The sequence below is a fragment of the Pseudomonas sp. LBUM1659 genome, from assembly GCF_059716045.1.
Genome location: NZ_CP166797.1, coordinates 5,226,810 through 5,242,219 on the forward strand (window position 1 = coordinate 5,226,810; position 15,410 = coordinate 5,242,219).

The following is a 15,410-nucleotide window of genomic DNA, read 5'->3' on the forward strand; positions in this document are numbered from 1 at the left end:
TTTTTGATGGGCACCTATCGATGGTACACCCTATAACCTGTGATCGAGTTTTCATTTGGGCGCAGAGCTGATGATGTTCGGAGCCTGCTAGGTGGCTGAAGAAAAGTAGTCCCAAACAGCAAGGGTTTACCTCTCTGTTTACGTCTCAAGCACCTGGATTTGTGATTTGGATACAAACCGACCAAATGCCAAGCAATATCCAGAATGTCGCAAAGATCCAAGGTGTGCGCACTGAAAACAGCAACGCCTTTCGATACCCCTTTTGCGTGGACTCTCTTTCACAAAATAAAGGCGACTCGTCATAAGCCAATCCCATTACAGGCTCGCTATGCAATAGCTCGCTCTGCTTGAAATGCCAATGGCCGATAATATCGTATGCCGCACGAATACCGGGCCAAGCATTCAACGAACTTAGCACTCCAAGCAACGTAAGAAACGGTGGTACTACCAGCGTGAACAACTTGCCCCATTCGGGGTTGAGATTGCCCATAGAAGAGGCAAATGCGATGACCAAAAAAGACTGAGATGCCAAAAAGGCGTCAGTTCGATTAGCCAAGATGCTGGTTTCGTACTGAATCTCTCTTCGGTAAAAATCCAAGCGCTCCTTTGGCGACCCGAACATCCTGGCATTGTGCTCGTTTAGTGCGGTGTCACTTATCTGGGAAGTCAAAATTCTCGGCACGGTGGGTTCATCCTCATCAAACATGTGAAGCCGGCTTACCACCCATCCCAATCCGCGAATTGAACTGGATATCTCCCACGTCAGCGTTGGTCATTCACTAACGACTGCCGAAGGGTATTTATTCCTGATTTCATCTTTGCGTTGAGCGCTCCGCCATCATCCGCGCCCCGACCTCACGCTCAGCAACCTGCACCAGCCCATGGTCAGCCGCTGCAAGCGGAATCACCACCTCATCAACACGCTTCACCTTGACGTTGATCCGCCAGACTTCCTGGCCTTCAATGTCCTCCCTGCAGGTCACGTAATTCCAGGGCCGAAAGCCTTCGCGCTCGTCATAAGTACCCTGCTTGGTCACTCGCTGCAATGATGGCCGTATGCTCTTCACAGAAAAGGAAAAAGGTGTGGTTCATCAGTTGACCGAAGGCCGCAACGATCCTGCCGTGTCGGCAAATTTAAACCAGCCTACGTTCTTAAAGTGCGATGAGCGTGGATTGTGGATTGTGGATTGTGGATCAGGGAGGACGCCACGCACCGTTCCCGGTTGTTGCTGGTTGACTCGCAAGGTCGCCAACAAACAATCCTTTCGTTCTTGAAAGCTCCGCAGTCGATAGTTCTCACAGCCAAGGGCGCATGCTTGTTCGCGGAGCGTGGTCACAACCGAGTGCCGGAACTGGTGCCATCCTCAGTCCTGGAAGTTCACGAGGAGGAGGATGAATTGCTCGAGCAGCACGACGTGCAGGGTGAAGGTTTAGAGGAAAATTCTGAACGTCGTGAAACCCGAGAAATGATCCTTTTGTATCAAAACTTATACCGGTTGGTGAAGGTAACTTGATTGCAATTCGTATGCCGCCTCCGCCTAGGTTTTCGTGGCGAGCAGTAGCGTCGGGGCATGCGCTAGCATGCTTGATAGGATGGGCCCCCAAGGCCTGCGTTTCAGTTTCAGCTTCTGTTCCAGCTTTCAATCCTGTGGGATTAAAAAGCTAAAGAAAACAGAAGAAAAACCGGCGGCATCCTATCGGATAAAGGTGTTTGGGGGCAGCGCTGCTTTTCTCTTGCCTTCAAATATATAAACCCTGTTCCATCCTTGTATAAAGGCCCACTCTCACCATCAAGAATTTAATTCTGGAACCCGCTCCGGGTTTTATACTGTGGTTCCCAACAGGGTACCGACTCCTGCTGCCACCGCCATCGAAAGCGCACTCCAAAAAGTCACACGTAAAACCCCATTTTTAATATTCGCCCCACCGACCTTGGCCGCCAAGCCGCCAAGGATAGCAAGGAAGACCAACGACGCGACGACGATGACTGGGATGAGATGTTCTTGTGGAACTACTACGACCACGAGTAATGGTAGTGCCGCACCTACGGCAAAGCTTAGCGCAGATGCAAGAGCAGCCTGTAATGGCTTTGCACTCATCGCATCGGTGATTCCCAACTCATCTCGGGCATGCGCCCCCAAGGCGTCGTGATCCATTAGTTTAGTCGCGACTTCTTTTGCAAGCGGCACCTCAAGTCCTCGCTCAACATAAATTCCTGTCAGTTCACGATTCTCGCCCTTCGGATTTTCCTGAATCTCAATTCGCTCCGCCTCTAGGGCAGCCGCTTCCGTGTCGGCTTGGGACTGCACGGAAACGTACTCTCCGGTAGCCATCGACATAGCACCGGCGACGAGAGCAGAGACACCCGCTATAAGGATGCTGTTGTGAGTTGCGTGAGAGGCGGCTACGCCCAGAATCAGACTTGAAGTTGAAACGATTCCGTCATTGGCCCCCAATACGGCAGCGCGCAGCCAACCAATGTTGTCTATTGAGTGTTTCTCTTTATGATGCGCTGCCATTCTGGAATTCTCCGTGTGAAAAATTGCATTAGGTCGGGTCACTCTGGCGTCATGAGCACCGTGAGATTCATGTTGATGAACGGAGATCCAATCACCGGTAATGACTGAATCAACCGATTAAATTTCAGAAAGATGCTTTACGCTGCCAGCATGCCCCAGAACATACCGATCACGGCAAAAAGCCATTACGATAGTACATCGTGTTTAACAAAAAAGGCCCTCGCGGGCCCTTTTGTACTCAAACCAAAATCACTTGCTCAGCCAGGACTCGACGGTGTCTGAACCGTATTTCGCTTTCCATTCCTTCAACGTTTTGTGGTTGCCGCCTTTGGTTTCGACTACTTCTCCAGTGTGCGGGTTTTTGTAAACCTTTACCTGGCGAGGCTTGCGGGTACCGGATTTGGACTCGGTTGCTGGTGCGCGACGACCCGCCTTAGGGTCAAGCAAGTTGATCACGTTCAGCAGGCTATAGCCGTACTCGGCGAGCAAAGCGCGGAGCTTGGTTTCGAATTCGATTTCTGCCTTCAAGCCCGCATCCCCCTTCAGGGCCTCGAGCGCTTGGAGCTGTTCAGCTAGATGTTTTTCAAGCTGGCGGAATTCTGCGAGTTTGGACATGGTAGATCTCTATGTAATTAGTCACCTAACAATACACCAAAAACTACATTTTGATTTTTTTGGGGGGGGGCAGCGTTCGCCCTAAACCATAAAGTGTCACTGGTGCTCATCCCGAAAGAAAACGAGATCTTGTCTCCAACAGGATCGCGAAGGTATCGCGACATAAAAGTCGGTCGATACAAGTTTTTTGTTTACCGACATAGAACGCTTTTCCAGCATAAACAATATTATGAGCTACTATTCAGGCTCACCTCAGTGCTGCGAAACGGTATATGGACATCAAAATTTCGAATTGCAACAACATAGATACTGGCACCCTTCATATTTCTCTAGCCAAGCTTAATATAAAGTATGCAACCAACGGAACAGGGAAAAGCACCATAGCGAAAGCACTGTCGCTTTCTATACATGACAGACTAGCAGGCACAAGCAAATTATCCGAACTTACGGCCTTCAAAAACTCAGAAAACCCAGAGCTAGCTCCTAAGATAGAAGGAGCTGAAGAAATTATTAAACTTAGAATTTTTGACGAGTCATATATTAATGATTTCGTCTTCCAAGCTGATGAACTTGTGAAGGGCAGCTTCGACATCTTTGTCAGAGACAAGGATTATGATGCTGGTATGGAAGAAATAAAAAATCTAACTAGCGAAATGAAGGATATGTTAGGGGCAGACCCAGAAATTGAAACACTAATTACAGATTTACTAGAGCTTTCCAGCGCTTTTGGAAAGCCCGTAAAAAATGGATTCCATGCTTCGAGCAATGTGGCTAAAGCGCTAAAAAATGGTAACAAGGTAGAATCCATTCCGGCCGGCCTGGAGAAATTTACGACCTTGATTCAACACGATCAGAATTACAAGTGGATAAAGTGGCAACAAGAAGGCAAGCCTTTTCTAGACATTTCATCAGATTGCCCGTATTGCACACACGATGTAAAAGACACGCTGGAAGTAATAACGAAGGTAACAGAGTCGTACGATTCAAAATCCATTGAAAGTTTAGCAAAAACCATTGCCACCTTCTCAAAGCTAAACAAATACTTCTCAACCGAAACCCGCAACAGCATCGATAGCTTTATAAAGAATATTGAAGGGTACACGGATGACCAAGCTGCGTTTATTCGTGAAGTATGGGATCAAATTGATCGCCTATCTAACAGCTTGACAAAAGCTAAAAATTTAGGATTCTCATCACTTAAAAATGTTGACGTTATAATTGAAGAGCTCAAGAATCATAAAATTCAACTTGAGTTGTACGTCCATCTAAATTCAGAAAGCACAGCTGAAAAAATCGAGATAGTCAACAAAGGGATTGATGCACTGCTAGAGAAAGCAGGAAAACTCCAAGGAAGTGTAGTAAAACAGAAAAAACTTATAGAAAAACTCATAAAAAACAACGGCATCGGGATCAATGAATTTTTGCGAAATGCCGGGTACAGCTATTCAGTTATGCTCGTAGCGGATGGCGAAAGCTACAAACTAAAATTGATACACAACTCAGTAGATGGGGAGATTGCTAATGTACGCTCTCACCTTAGCTATGGAGAGCGTAATGCATTTTCGTTAGTTTTATTTATGTATGACTGCCTAAAAAGCGAAGCCGAACTGATCATTCTCGACGACCCCATTTCATCTTTTGATAAAAATAAGAAATACGCTATAGTTGACGCTCTATTTCGCAAAGAAAATTCATTCAGAGGAAAGACAGTTCTTTTCCTCACTCACGATTTTGAACCTGTCGTAGACATGATGCTTCATCACCCAGACCGCTTCATAAAACCAGCTGTTTATTTCCTCGAAAACAATCTAGGCCAATTAAGCGAAAACTTAATTGAAAGGGTAGACATTCAGACATTCATTGAAATTGCCATGACCAACTCGCGAACAGACTGCCATGAAATAAATCGCCTTGTTTATCTGCGCCGTTACTACGAAATCACGGAAAACAAGCAGTTCAGCTTTGATATTCTTTCCAGCCTTTTCCATAAAAGATCCAAGCCATCTAAAAAAGATCCAGATGGTGGCTTTGTTGAGCTAACAGACAGCGAATTAGAAGAAGGCACTCAGCACATTTGTAAATTCGTAGAGAGCTTTGAATACAACAGACTTATTCAGCTAGTGCAAAATGACAGCGAACTGAAAAAACTGTATTTCGATTCAAAAAATAACTATGAAAAGCTTCACCTTTACAGAATGCTTTTCGATGGCAAAGCCAAGGATATTGAATCCGACGTAATTCGCAAATTTATCAATGAAGCGTTCCACATTGAGAACAACTACATATACCAGCTTAACCCCTCTCAATTTCAGCTTGTACCTCAGTACGTTATAGACGAATGTGATACATTCGTTGAAAACCTTTAGGTCTAATTTTCAAGCTGAATTTTTATATCGTTGTTTCCGTGAAAAAAGGGCCCTCGTATCTTTGACAGGCCCTTTTTAGTGAAGATGCTAAGACAAGGGTGAGTTTTTTTTGAGGAAAACCACCTAATGGAGTTTCTTGGAGTCTAAGTAAAAGGAAAACTATTTACAAAAAACAGTCCATAGCTGATCTACCCGAGTGGTGAAACTCTGACTCATCATCTCCCGACGCATCCCCCAATCGGGATTGGTTGGCACACTCGCCAAGCGCAGTGTTCCCCTACCCCACCGTTCATTGATGGAATCCAGCACGCCCATGACTTTCTCTGTAGCGACCGGCTGTGAAATCGAAAAAAGGTCATCGGTGTACTCCCCTTTCTGGCAAAGGTTGAGCAGGAGCACCTCTGCTTTGCTGTACTTGAACCCTGGCCGGAACACTCGATCAACAGCCTCCACCGCCGCCTTCGTCATCAAGCGAACGTCGTCCGTTGGGTACGGCAATTCCACCAACACACCATTGGCGTATTTCGCTTCCTCCGGATTGAACATGCCGGTGCGGATAGACACGCGTATTTTCTTGCAGAGTGACTGCTGGGCTCGGAGCTTTTCAGTCGCACGCTGCATGTAGGTGGCCACAGCTTCTTTGATTGGTGCGATATCGGTGAGGCGCTTGCCAAACATGCGGGAACAGCAAATCTCTTGTTTCGGGGGATCAGGTTCATCGAGCTCCAGGCAAGGCGTGCCGGCCAACTCACGCGCAGTTTTCTCGATCACCACGCTGAATTTTTTGCGCAACATCCAGGGATCGGTTTTGGAGAGATCCCAGGCGGTCTTGATGCCCATGCCTTCGAGGTGCAGAGTCATCTTGCGTCCGACCCCCCATACGTCCGAGACCGAGCATTTCTTGAGCACCCAGTCGCGCTTGATTTGGTCACGAAGGTCGACGACACCACCGCTCTGAGCCTGCCACTTTTTTGCCGCGTGATTGGCGAGTTTGCTCAGGGTCTTCGTGCCGGCGATACCTACGCCAACTGGGATGCCGGTGCTCCTATACACCAGGGCTCGAATACGCCGTCCGAGTGCCTCTAGATCGCCTGGCACGCCTGCCAAGTCTGCAAAGGCTTCATCAATGCTATAGACCTCAACGGCTGGCACCAGGGACTCGATCACACTCATCACGCGTTCACTCATGTCGCCATACAGCGGATAGTTGGATGAGAAGGCCACGATGCCGTGCTGCTTGAGTTTGTGCTTGATCTGGAAGTACGGCTCGCCCATCTTTATGAACGGCTTGCTGTCCGCGCTGCGGGCGATCACGCAGCCGTCATTGTTCGACAACACCACGATGGGTGTCTTGGCCAGGTCTGGGCGAAAGACACGCTCACAGCTCGCATAAAACGAGTTGCAATCGATCAGGGCAAAGACGGGTTCAGGCTTTAGGGTCATGGGCACGCACACTGAATGTCACAACACCCCAAATGACCAGCTCATCGCCTTCAAGAATGTAGCGCGGCGGATAACCTGAGTTTTCGGACATCAATATGATGTTGGGCCCTCGCTTACACAGGCGCTTACACACCGGCTCGCAGTTCACTGCGGCGATAACGATATGGCCATGCTCAGCGGTAATTGAGCGATCCACCACTGCCATATCGCCATCAAATATCCCGGCACCCTCCATGCTGCTTCCCTCGATGCGCACGAGATAGATATGCGGCGCACGGATGTCCAATAACTCGTCGATGGAGATGTGCTGTTCAAGGTGATCAGCCGCAGGGGACGGAAAGCCAGCAGGGACTTTGAACGAGTAAAAGGGAAGCTGAACTCCCCCTCCTCCCAACGGGCCGATGATCGTGACGCTCATGAGACATGCCTTAACCAAAACTGTATATACATACAGTTAACGTCGAAGGCGGCTTGCGGTCAATCTTGGGCGAGGAAATTTGCGACCGAAGGATCACCGGAGCAAAATCTGAAGGTAGGTCAGGAGTCATGATGTCTGAACCCAGACCACCTTTTGCTATGCCGTCGACATTACTGCAAGTCGCTACTTCGTAAGCGGCTAGGTGTTTTTCAGGATGCCTTTGACTACTCTTATGATCGCGACTGAAAGGGAGACAACACCATGCAGACTCAAGACGAAATTCTTTTGGAGCAGAAGCGGGCCGAGGCCCTGAGGAAGAAGCAGGGCGAGCAATGGCTGGCAGAGAACAGCGAGGCCGTTAATAACTACAACGAATACGTGGAGGCCCAGGGCGTTTTCAGCGACTCCGTACGGAGCTTCTAATGCCTGAGTGAATTGATACCCCAGAAACGACCGTGGCCATGACTTAGAGTCGTTTGTCATCAAGGGAGGAAACCTTTCCTGGGCCAGAACAGCGAGTCTGTAAATTAAGGCGCACCTCCCCCTAGCCGGAGGACGGTTGATCTCAGAAGGCGCGTGCCTTCTTTCGGATGCCCCGCTCATTTTTTGATGCTGTGCTGAAAGCTGTCATAGCGCAAGTATGGCAAAATGCCTCCTCAGTTAAAGGAAGCGCAAATGAATCAGCAAATCCAGGATCTAATTTACCTTAGGAACATGATGCAGGCATTAGCGCCAATCTTTTTTACCACCTTGATCTTTGCCCATGCTGCCGTACAATCACAGGACAAAAGCCTTACTTTCTACAATTTCGCATACCATCTAAATCCTCGCCGAGGGCTGTTCTCCCAATATCCTCTACTGTTCTGGTTATCAACGATCTTCTTGTATTTTATCGCAGCAGGCCACGTCTGTTGGTCACCCTACACCCTATCCTTTACTCCTAAAGGATTTGATACCTTTATCGAGATAAGCAAATTTCCACTTGGCGTGCTGTCATTAACAATTCCGGTTGGAGTTTTTATTAGCAGGCTGCACAGCACCCAGCAAACAGCGGCGCAAATAGAAGCGACCGACATGAAAAACCGACTGGATGCGTTTCACGCACAGCGAAAAGGAATAGTCGAGTACATCGCGTCATTGGGGACAATCAAACTGGCACATCAAGTGTCACAAAAACTCCAGATCAACCAAGCCTTCCACTCAGCGGTTTTTTGCAATTCAACTCACACGACGGGCGCAATGGAAGCTGACGCAAAAGTGATGAAAGATATCATTCGTCGAGTAGATTATATATTAGATGATCTCTCATTCCTTCTACCGACCTTTGAGCTACTGAAAGACCGAACTCTCCGTAAGCCCACCACAGATCGCGACGGGATCTACTTTGAGATCATGAAATCCATAAACGATCTGTGCGCCAAGCTGAGCATCACGGATTATGTTGTAGATACCCAGCAGCAACGATCAATGTTTAAGGTGATACTGTTTAGCGGTCAAGAGGAGCGACACGCCCGCTTGGCAAACAACTATTACGAGTTGATCGCAATCCTAAACTACTGCATTACCGTCAGTTACTATGCCATGATTTCTGAAAATCGCAGTGAGGATGGCTTTCTGATGCTCCTACAGATAGAGCAACTGAAGAAGGAGCTATATACGCTCGGTCTTGAATTATCGCAGGGGATTGATCAGATACAAATATACTCAACGAAAGCAACCATATCTCCACAGCCATTTTCCGAAGCTATCAGCGAGGCATTGTTACTCGGCTGCCCTACCCCATAGCTTCCAGATACGATGGGGAACCTTGCTGACGCTCAGCGAAGGTTCCTGCAGAATTCAGCTCGATACTAACGTCGATCCAACTTTCAAACGATGGGTTTGTAAGATTTCAGGTAATCAAATAGTGCCTTATTCGCCAGATCAAAAGAGGCTTTATCCGATGCTGCGCGCCCGGTACTCCACTCGATACGCCTGTCCCAAATACTCCAGACACGCGTGACGAGTGAACTGGAAGAATCTGCAAGCTCCAAGCAGAGCTGAACAACGTGCTTTGGGCTCAAAAGAAATTCATCGTTTCCCTTTTTGAATCCTACAACACCATCCAGCCTAGTTTTAAGAAATACCACGTTTGCGGGGAAATCCAAATCCTCCCCAACTCCCTCATAAAGCCAACCCGACGCGGAAAATTTGTTGTCTGCTTCCGGGATATAAAGTGTGGCGTCAAGGAACCCCATCCCCATCGCCGCCCCCTTACGGAAAGTCTTTTTGGGCATCGCACTCACGTTATGGATCTGTCCATTACGCCATGGCATATCGAAACGTCGAAGACCAGTGCGTAGAGCTGCCATTAGAAAGCCTTGAGCCAGTAGATCGGCTTTTGTAGGGCTTAAGTGGAAGGCGTACTCATCAATTTTAAGAATGACCTGGTCTCCGTCCCTGAAAGCGCCTACAACACTAGAGATCTCGTAGGCTATTCGGCCTCGGAGAAAATCATATGCGTGAGTTGATTCTTGCGTGGTGACGGTAGCCATAACTCTCGAGCCTTTAGGTGTGTTTATTTGTTAAACGGCTCAAAACTGAGAATACTTTAGCTCCAATGAAGAATATTTTTTGAGCACACCGTCCCGTCCTGAAACCAATGCGACTGATGCAACTCCTTATTGACCGTACGACAGTAATCGATATCATTGACCTGCGCACGATGCCCACTTATCTATTTTCAGGAACACGTATTTAAGGGCATCGCATGAAATTCCTCATCAGTTTTATTCGCATCGATACGACCGTAGCCGACAGCTTCTGGGTAAATGTTTCAGCATTGAGTTGCATCTGCCACGAATACGTGACGAGCGATACACCTGATTTCCAGGACTGCAATAATCTCCGCGAAATCGAAGCAGTCTTCGAGGCCAGGACGAATTACGGTGACGATGGTGATAGCTTGGTGTGCCCTCAAGCTAAAATTAAAGTTATTCGGATCGAGCCCGTACCTGATGCAGCCTGATGTTGCCAGTACCTTCAATGTTCGACTAACGCGGAGGAGGTTTTAGATGTAATCGTCTTCCTTGATATGCCATTCTCCGAAAGCACCTAAGTGGACGTTACGACAAGTGATCGTTGAAAGAATGCCCAGAGCAAGGAGCATGCGGGGGATTTCGTGCATTAATTCCGCGATCTCCCAATTCTCTTTTTGAGAATGATTGACGGTGGTTATGAATTCATTGAGATCAAAGTCCATCTCGACCAAGAATGGCCCGAATCTGTGGAAGCTCTCAAAAACTCCCGATGCTATGCAAATGACTTCGCCCTTTTTGAAAGGTTTGATTGCCATGAAGCCTCCTGGGCGCTGAATCAGGTTTGCTCGGGCACGAGTGAGAAGCTCACTGAATCGAAGGGGACTCTTGGATTGCCTGGCTCGAAACCATCAGAAAGTTACGCAGGGTTTGTCGGCCGATGTCACGTTGAAACGTCGCGATGACGTATCGCGAGTTGAGTGTGTTGAGAACCCAAAATCGGCCTTCACGCCGGGCGCAAACGATGTCAGAGGTGCGCATGTAGTGACCATCATCGAAGCGGCCCAATGGGCCTTTCCGTACGTGGCCGAAGACGACTCCCATCGCACTTTTACCAACGATGGCCACATGATTGAGATAAGCCGTCACTGGAAGATCAAAACCTTGCGCTTGCACCTTATGAATTCGAAGTAGATCGAAATTTGATAGTCGTTTGCTGTGAAACGTCATTTCGGTACCGTTCATAAGAAAGCTCCGTTTGGCCGTGGTCAGCTTCAGACTGGACGAATGCGACTTGAGTGGAAAATTTCTTTCAAATTGGAAACCAATGCTCGGTCGAAATCTTGACGATGCGAGTCGTGGTACACGGCACCGCTTTCCACTTCGATAATGCAAACGACGCACTCGAGTTCATCTTCCCCCACAGACACCCTGGTAAGTGGTTCCATACTCGGTTTCCCTCCCCCATTCATGTAGGCTGGGATTACCGCTTGGGCACCGATAACCACCATTGTGGGGTCTTTGGAGTTCAATACCGCTTCCAGCTGATGTTCATCGTTGATCATCAACTCGTACTCGACCTGTCGGCCTTCCAACTCACGTTGGACAGTGACGTAGTACCAGTGCATTCGGAGCACTCGCGACACGGTGTGCCAGTGCGCCAGGCCTGCCCCGAACATTCCGGGTACTCCTAAAAGGTCGCTGTCTTGTGTTCTGAACATGTCTAATCTCTGGTATTTGCAACGGCCGCAGCCACTGGATTAGAAAAAGGAAAAGATTGTTTCCAAACTCGCCTTCTTCTCATGGCCTACGCCCTTGAGCACGTAAACCGTGTTCCTAGTCTCAAAAAGAAAGCCGTCTTCAAACGAGGTCGCGAAGGTGGAACGTACCCAGTCGCCGACATCAAATCTTCTTTGACTATCAAACATGACGTTATGAGCGAAAACGATCATGGGTAACTGGCCGGCTGCTTGGATCTTGCTCAGCTCGTCTTCTGTGGCGTCAACTTTGAAGATCGTCCAACTTTCAACTAGGCAGTAGGGCTTGCGCGGGTATAGACCTTGGACGAGTTCGATGAGAGTTTCGTCTGAGTCCATCGAGCCTTGGTGAGGTTCGCCCGGGCCGCCTAACAGGTCGTCGTCACCTTTGTTTTCATCTGTGCTCAACTGCAAAATCTCCGTCAATACATCTGATATGTTTGGCATGCACCCTGCCTAAGGATGACCAGCTTCTAGCCCATCGCGCCGTAATCTGAACGGGAAGGCTCCGTCTCAGCGACCAAAATCCACGACAGTTCCGATAATACCATCAAACGAGGTTTATCGGAACTAGCCGCGTGTGGCTCTATCCTCGTTTTTTAGGACAGAAAATGTCGCTCAAGAAGGAGATAGGCGCCGCGATACGGTCTATTCGATCCGTGCGTGGGGCCGACTACGGGGATTTGGCCGAGGTCAGCGTGAAGGCCAACATCAACAAGCTTGAACAGGGCATGAGCAGCATCACACTGGAGAAACTTGTTGAACTGTCCAAAGCCCTTCAATTCGATTCCGTCGCTCTATTGGCCATGTGCGTTGCCATGCAAAATGAGGAGCACTACTCGCTGACCCTCAAGCGAGCAGAAGATCAGCTCGATGCATTTCAAGCGGAAGGCGGAATGGAGCTTTTTAGTAGTCAACTCATTGGCAGGGAGTTGCTTCAGCGGCCCCGGGGCAAGCCTAAGAAGACAAAAAATGAGGAGGCCGTCAGGGAGCTCAAGGCAGCTGGGTTTAGCCAGGCAGAGGCGGTGGAGAAGCTTGGCCTGTCAAAGTCGACGGTGCATAGGTATTGGCAGTCGTAGAATGCGTTACTCACATTGGCGCTCGGTACGTCTGAACAACGCATGGCGCATGCAGCCATTTCTGTGTGCTTTGCTGAATTTGAAGATTTAGGTTTGCTGACACGCCTTTACTATCGCAGTCACAACCGAAAACGACGCTAGCGATATAGCAATCACTCTTGAACGATGAATCTTTCTAGTAGGGTCATCTCATAGAAAACCATCGTCATCCCCATCAGCCAGCACATGCGTTCACCGATTTAATCCCAAGCTGGATCAGGTGAAGAGCTAGTATTTTTGTCATTTTTTCACAAGCGAACATGGCACTGCTCGCTGCAAATCCAACGATAAATAGTATAGGCAACTATTCACCAACCCTCTCACTCACTCACTCTCAGGCGAGTAGTTGATTTTTGGGGGCCATAACTTTCGGCTGCATCCAGTCGCAAAGCTGCCACACCAACAAATGCCCTACAGGCGTCGCCACCCAGGACACCTTGCGTCAACGCGCACTGGTGGTACCGGACAAGGCCCAGCGGGTGTTCAATTTCCATCGAAATACGCTCAAGGCGTTGGCCGAAATGTTGGCTGCCGCGGGCCTCGATCACCCTTCGCAACTGTCGGCCAAGCATCTGGTGCGACGCATGTCGGCGACCGAGATCAAGTTGTTCTCGCAGCTGCATGTGTTCTTGAAACCGGGAGAGTTGCTGACCGGGGAAGTGAACGGGGAGTTTTACTCGCGGATGTGGCAGATGGCTCGGGCGGATAGTTTTGAGCCCAATGAGGTGGCTGCCGCTTGACAATGGCTCTGCATGCCAGCTTCACGGGGAGGCTGGGATCTTTCACACCTCACGCTCGCTAAACAGAATAAATCTGGAAAATAACAATCCGCAGATCAGGCTCAAAAGCGAGAACGACGTGACGGTCACCAACCCGTGAAGTTTCCAGGCATCAGCGAAATGGCCGACAACGAAACTCATCAGCCCCATGAAACAGAGATACACCAGATAACGAAGTACCGAGTATTTGGCGTCGAATGTGTACAGCGCATGCACATACAAAGAGAACGTCGCCGCCACACAAAACGCCGAAACGTTACTGGCGGCCTGACTCAATTCGGCGGCGGTGGTCAGTACATAAAATAGTTGCCAATGAATCAGCGTATTGGCCACGCCAATCACCGCGTAGGTGGAAAACTCTTTCCATAAGGCTTTCATGTCCGCTCCTTGGCCCGCTGCTGTTTCAGGAGTCAACCTAAAGTCAGCGCAGGGTGTGTGTCTACTGTCAGAACGAACAGGTAGCGCGGTAGTCCGGATCAACGGTCATTTTGACCTGCTCGTTTACGAACCCGACGGTAGTCAGAGATCGTAAAGCTGCCGGGCCTTCAGGCAGGCGATTGATCCTCGGCAATTCGTAGAAATATCCCGCAATCTCCCCCTTTTGCAATTGCCGGCGAATCCCTGCACCCTGCGCGCCGCCGTGTGCGCCGCGCAACCTTTTGTGACGCCGCTCGCTCCTCCTTAAAAAATCGTTCAAGAGCCCGCAGCCATGACGACTGAACGCGATCACCGAATCGACTTTTTCCGTGGCCTGGCCCTGATCTTCATTTTCTGGGATCACGTGCCCCACAACCCCTTGGGTCAAATTACCCTGCGTAACTTCGGCTTCAGCGATGCAGCAGAGGTCTTTGTATTTTTGGCGGGCTACGCGGCGATCCTGGCCTACGGCAAGATCCTTGCGCGCGACGGCTATTTTTTTACCTGCGTGAAAATCCTGCGCCGCGCCTGGGTGCTGTATGTGGTGCATATTTTCCTGCTGGCGATGCTGATGGGCATCGTGTTTTTCGCCAACAGCCATGTGGAAACCCGCGATCTGGTCGAGGAAATGGGCCTGCGCCACTTCATCACCAACCCGCAGCAAGCGTTGACCGATGAATTGTTGTTGCGCTTCAAACCAAACCTGATGGACCCGTTGCCGCTGTACATCGTGTTGCTGGTTGGGTTGCCGCTGGTGCTGCCCATGTTGGTGCGCAAAGCCTGGGCAGTGGTGGCGGTGTCGTTGACTGTCTACCTGCTGGCGCCGGTATTTGGCTGGAACCTGGCCGCGATCAAGGACGGCGTGTGGTACTTCAACCCCGTCACCTGGCAGTTGCTGTTTGTGCTCGGCGGCGCCGCTGCAATTCACGGGCAAAGGCCACGGTTGGTCGAGGCTCGTCCGCTGCGGCGCCAGCCGTTGTTTGTCTGTGCGGCGATTTACGTGGTGGCTGCCGGGGTGATTACTGTCTCCTGGCGCTGGCCGGAGATACATGACGCGTTGATGCCACCCCTTCTGAATAACTTGCTGTACCCGATCAGCAAGACCGACCTGTCGCCGGTGCGCCTGCTGCACTTTCTGGCCCTGGCGTACGTCACGGCGAAACTGTTGCCGGACACCGGCTGGACGCAAAACTGGATGGCCCGGCAATGCTCGCGCATGGGTCGTTTTTCGCTGGAAGTGTTCTGCCTCGGCGTTTTGCTGGCACCGTTGGCGGATATGATCAACGCCTTGACCGACGATGCGTTTGCCATGCAAATCTTCACCGCGCTGGTGGGGGCCGGGTTGATGGGGTTGTTGGCGGTCTGGCTGGAGTTCAACAAGCGCCTGAACCGGTCGCAACACATCGCTGTCGCCTAAAACCAAAAAGCCCCGGTCATCTCGACCGGGGCTTTTGGCATTTCA

At 49.7% G+C, this 15,410-nt stretch carries 18 protein-coding genes and 2 pseudogenes; 8 read left to right on the forward strand and 12 right to left on the reverse strand.

Annotation, left to right across the window (positions count from 1 at the left end; genetic code table 11):
* Nucleotides 1-145: 145 nt before the first annotated feature.
* Together ACA048_RS23725 and ACA048_RS23730 are read right to left on the reverse strand one after the other, a co-directional pair.
* Nucleotides 146-682: a hypothetical protein gene (locus ACA048_RS23725; RefSeq protein ID WP_214384793.1), complete on the reverse strand. Its 537-nt coding sequence runs from the start codon at nucleotides 680-682 to the stop codon at nucleotides 146-148.
* Nucleotides 683-812: 130 nt separating this feature from the next.
* Nucleotides 813-1,037: a hypothetical protein gene (locus ACA048_RS23730; protein WP_497626536.1), complete on the reverse strand. Its 225-nt coding sequence runs from the start codon at nucleotides 1,035-1,037 to the stop codon at nucleotides 813-815.
* On the opposite strand from ACA048_RS23730, the pseudogene ACA048_RS23735 reads away from it, so the two are divergent.
* Nucleotides 1,033-1,364 (forward strand): annotated as a pseudogene (locus tag ACA048_RS23735) (hypothetical protein); the annotation flags it as partial. The gene ACA048_RS23730 and the pseudogene ACA048_RS23735 overlap by 5 nt on opposite strands.
* A gap of 459 nt (nucleotides 1,365-1,823) precedes the next feature.
* Here the strand turns inward: ACA048_RS23735 and ACA048_RS23740 are convergent.
* Both ACA048_RS23740 and ACA048_RS23745 read right to left on the reverse strand, forming a co-directional pair.
* Nucleotides 1,824-2,519 carry a VIT1/CCC1 transporter family protein gene (locus ACA048_RS23740; protein WP_497626537.1) on the reverse strand — a complete coding sequence of 232 codons (696 nt, stop codon included), beginning with the start codon at nucleotides 2,517-2,519 and terminating at the stop codon, nucleotides 1,824-1,826.
* Between the two features lie 249 nt (nucleotides 2,520-2,768).
* Nucleotides 2,769-3,134, reverse strand: a complete 366-nt coding sequence (locus ACA048_RS23745) for a histone-like nucleoid-structuring protein, MvaT/MvaU family (RefSeq protein ID WP_497626538.1) — start codon at nucleotides 3,132-3,134, stop codon at nucleotides 2,769-2,771.
* Nucleotides 3,135-3,406: 272 nt separating this feature from the next.
* Here ACA048_RS23745 and ACA048_RS23750 point away from each other — a divergent pair, with 272 nt between their 5' ends.
* Nucleotides 3,407-5,500, forward strand: a complete 2,094-nt coding sequence (locus ACA048_RS23750; RefSeq protein ID WP_497626539.1) for a hypothetical protein — start codon at nucleotides 3,407-3,409, stop codon at nucleotides 5,498-5,500.
* Between the two features lie 159 nt (nucleotides 5,501-5,659).
* Here ACA048_RS23750 and umuC read toward each other — a convergent pair whose 3' ends face one another.
* Nucleotides 5,660-6,943, reverse strand: a complete 1,284-nt coding sequence (gene umuC / locus ACA048_RS23755; RefSeq protein ID WP_497626540.1) for a translesion error-prone DNA polymerase V subunit UmuC — start codon at nucleotides 6,941-6,943, stop codon at nucleotides 5,660-5,662.
* Nucleotides 6,927-7,361: a LexA family protein gene (locus ACA048_RS23760; protein ID WP_497626541.1), complete on the reverse strand. Its 435-nt coding sequence runs from the start codon at nucleotides 7,359-7,361 to the stop codon at nucleotides 6,927-6,929. The genes umuC and ACA048_RS23760 overlap by 17 nt, the downstream gene beginning before the upstream one ends.
* A gap of 261 nt (nucleotides 7,362-7,622) precedes the next feature.
* Here ACA048_RS23760 and ACA048_RS23765 point away from each other — a divergent pair, with 261 nt between their 5' ends.
* Together ACA048_RS23765 and ACA048_RS23770 are read left to right on the forward strand one after the other, a co-directional pair.
* The gene (locus ACA048_RS23765; protein WP_497626542.1) at nucleotides 7,623-7,784 is read left to right on the forward strand and encodes a type II toxin-antitoxin system CcdA family antitoxin; all 162 of its coding nucleotides are present in this window, start codon (nucleotides 7,623-7,625) and stop codon (nucleotides 7,782-7,784) included.
* A gap of 252 nt (nucleotides 7,785-8,036) precedes the next feature.
* Nucleotides 8,037-9,146 carry a hypothetical protein gene (locus ACA048_RS23770; protein WP_497626543.1) on the forward strand — a complete coding sequence of 370 codons (1,110 nt, stop codon included), beginning with the start codon at nucleotides 8,037-8,039 and terminating at the stop codon, nucleotides 9,144-9,146.
* A gap of 83 nt (nucleotides 9,147-9,229) precedes the next feature.
* On the opposite strand, the gene ACA048_RS23775 is transcribed toward ACA048_RS23770, so the two are convergent.
* A complete protein-coding gene (locus ACA048_RS23775; protein WP_497626544.1) occupies nucleotides 9,230-9,895 on the reverse strand; it encodes a hypothetical protein in 666 nt (221 codons plus the stop codon).
* 215 nt (nucleotides 9,896-10,110) lie between these two features.
* Between ACA048_RS23775 and ACA048_RS23780 the strand changes: the two genes are divergently transcribed.
* The gene (locus tag ACA048_RS23780) at nucleotides 10,111-10,368 is read left to right on the forward strand and encodes a hypothetical protein (protein ID WP_497626545.1); all 258 of its coding nucleotides are present in this window, start codon (nucleotides 10,111-10,113) and stop codon (nucleotides 10,366-10,368) included.
* 42 nt (nucleotides 10,369-10,410) lie between these two features.
* On the opposite strand, the gene ACA048_RS23785 is transcribed toward ACA048_RS23780, so the two are convergent.
* The 4 genes from ACA048_RS23785 to ACA048_RS23800 are packed head-to-tail and all read right to left on the reverse strand — an operon-like array spanning nucleotide 10,411 to nucleotide 12,081.
* Nucleotides 10,411-10,695, reverse strand: a complete 285-nt coding sequence (locus ACA048_RS23785; protein ID WP_497626546.1) for a hypothetical protein — start codon at nucleotides 10,693-10,695, stop codon at nucleotides 10,411-10,413.
* Nucleotides 10,696-10,744: 49 nt separating this feature from the next.
* Nucleotides 10,745-11,122 carry a hypothetical protein gene (locus ACA048_RS23790; protein WP_497626547.1) on the reverse strand — a complete coding sequence of 126 codons (378 nt, stop codon included), beginning with the start codon at nucleotides 11,120-11,122 and terminating at the stop codon, nucleotides 10,745-10,747.
* 29 nt (nucleotides 11,123-11,151) lie between these two features.
* Nucleotides 11,152-11,598 carry a hypothetical protein gene (locus ACA048_RS23795; RefSeq protein WP_497626548.1) on the reverse strand — a complete coding sequence of 149 codons (447 nt, stop codon included), beginning with the start codon at nucleotides 11,596-11,598 and terminating at the stop codon, nucleotides 11,152-11,154.
* A gap of 39 nt (nucleotides 11,599-11,637) precedes the next feature.
* A complete protein-coding gene (locus ACA048_RS23800; protein ID WP_497626549.1) occupies nucleotides 11,638-12,081 on the reverse strand; it encodes a DUF6957 family protein in 444 nt (147 codons plus the stop codon).
* A gap of 164 nt (nucleotides 12,082-12,245) precedes the next feature.
* Here ACA048_RS23800 and ACA048_RS23805 point away from each other — a divergent pair, with 164 nt between their 5' ends.
* Nucleotides 12,246-12,713: a resolvase gene (locus ACA048_RS23805; RefSeq protein ID WP_497626550.1), complete on the forward strand. Its 468-nt coding sequence runs from the start codon at nucleotides 12,246-12,248 to the stop codon at nucleotides 12,711-12,713.
* A gap of 410 nt (nucleotides 12,714-13,123) precedes the next feature.
* Nucleotides 13,124-13,492 (forward strand): annotated as a pseudogene (locus tag ACA048_RS23810) (glutamate synthase-related protein); the annotation flags it as partial.
* Nucleotides 13,493-13,534: 42 nt separating this feature from the next.
* Here the strand turns inward: ACA048_RS23810 and ACA048_RS23815 are convergent.
* Nucleotides 13,535-13,909, reverse strand: a complete 375-nt coding sequence (locus ACA048_RS23815) for a GtrA family protein (protein ID WP_497626551.1) — start codon at nucleotides 13,907-13,909, stop codon at nucleotides 13,535-13,537.
* 331 nt (nucleotides 13,910-14,240) lie between these two features.
* Here ACA048_RS23815 and ACA048_RS23820 point away from each other — a divergent pair, with 331 nt between their 5' ends.
* Nucleotides 14,241-15,365, forward strand: coding sequence for an OpgC family protein (locus ACA048_RS23820; RefSeq protein ID WP_497626552.1), 1,125 nt, complete (start codon nucleotides 14,241-14,243; stop codon nucleotides 15,363-15,365).
* Nucleotides 15,366-15,410 lie beyond the last annotated feature (45 nt).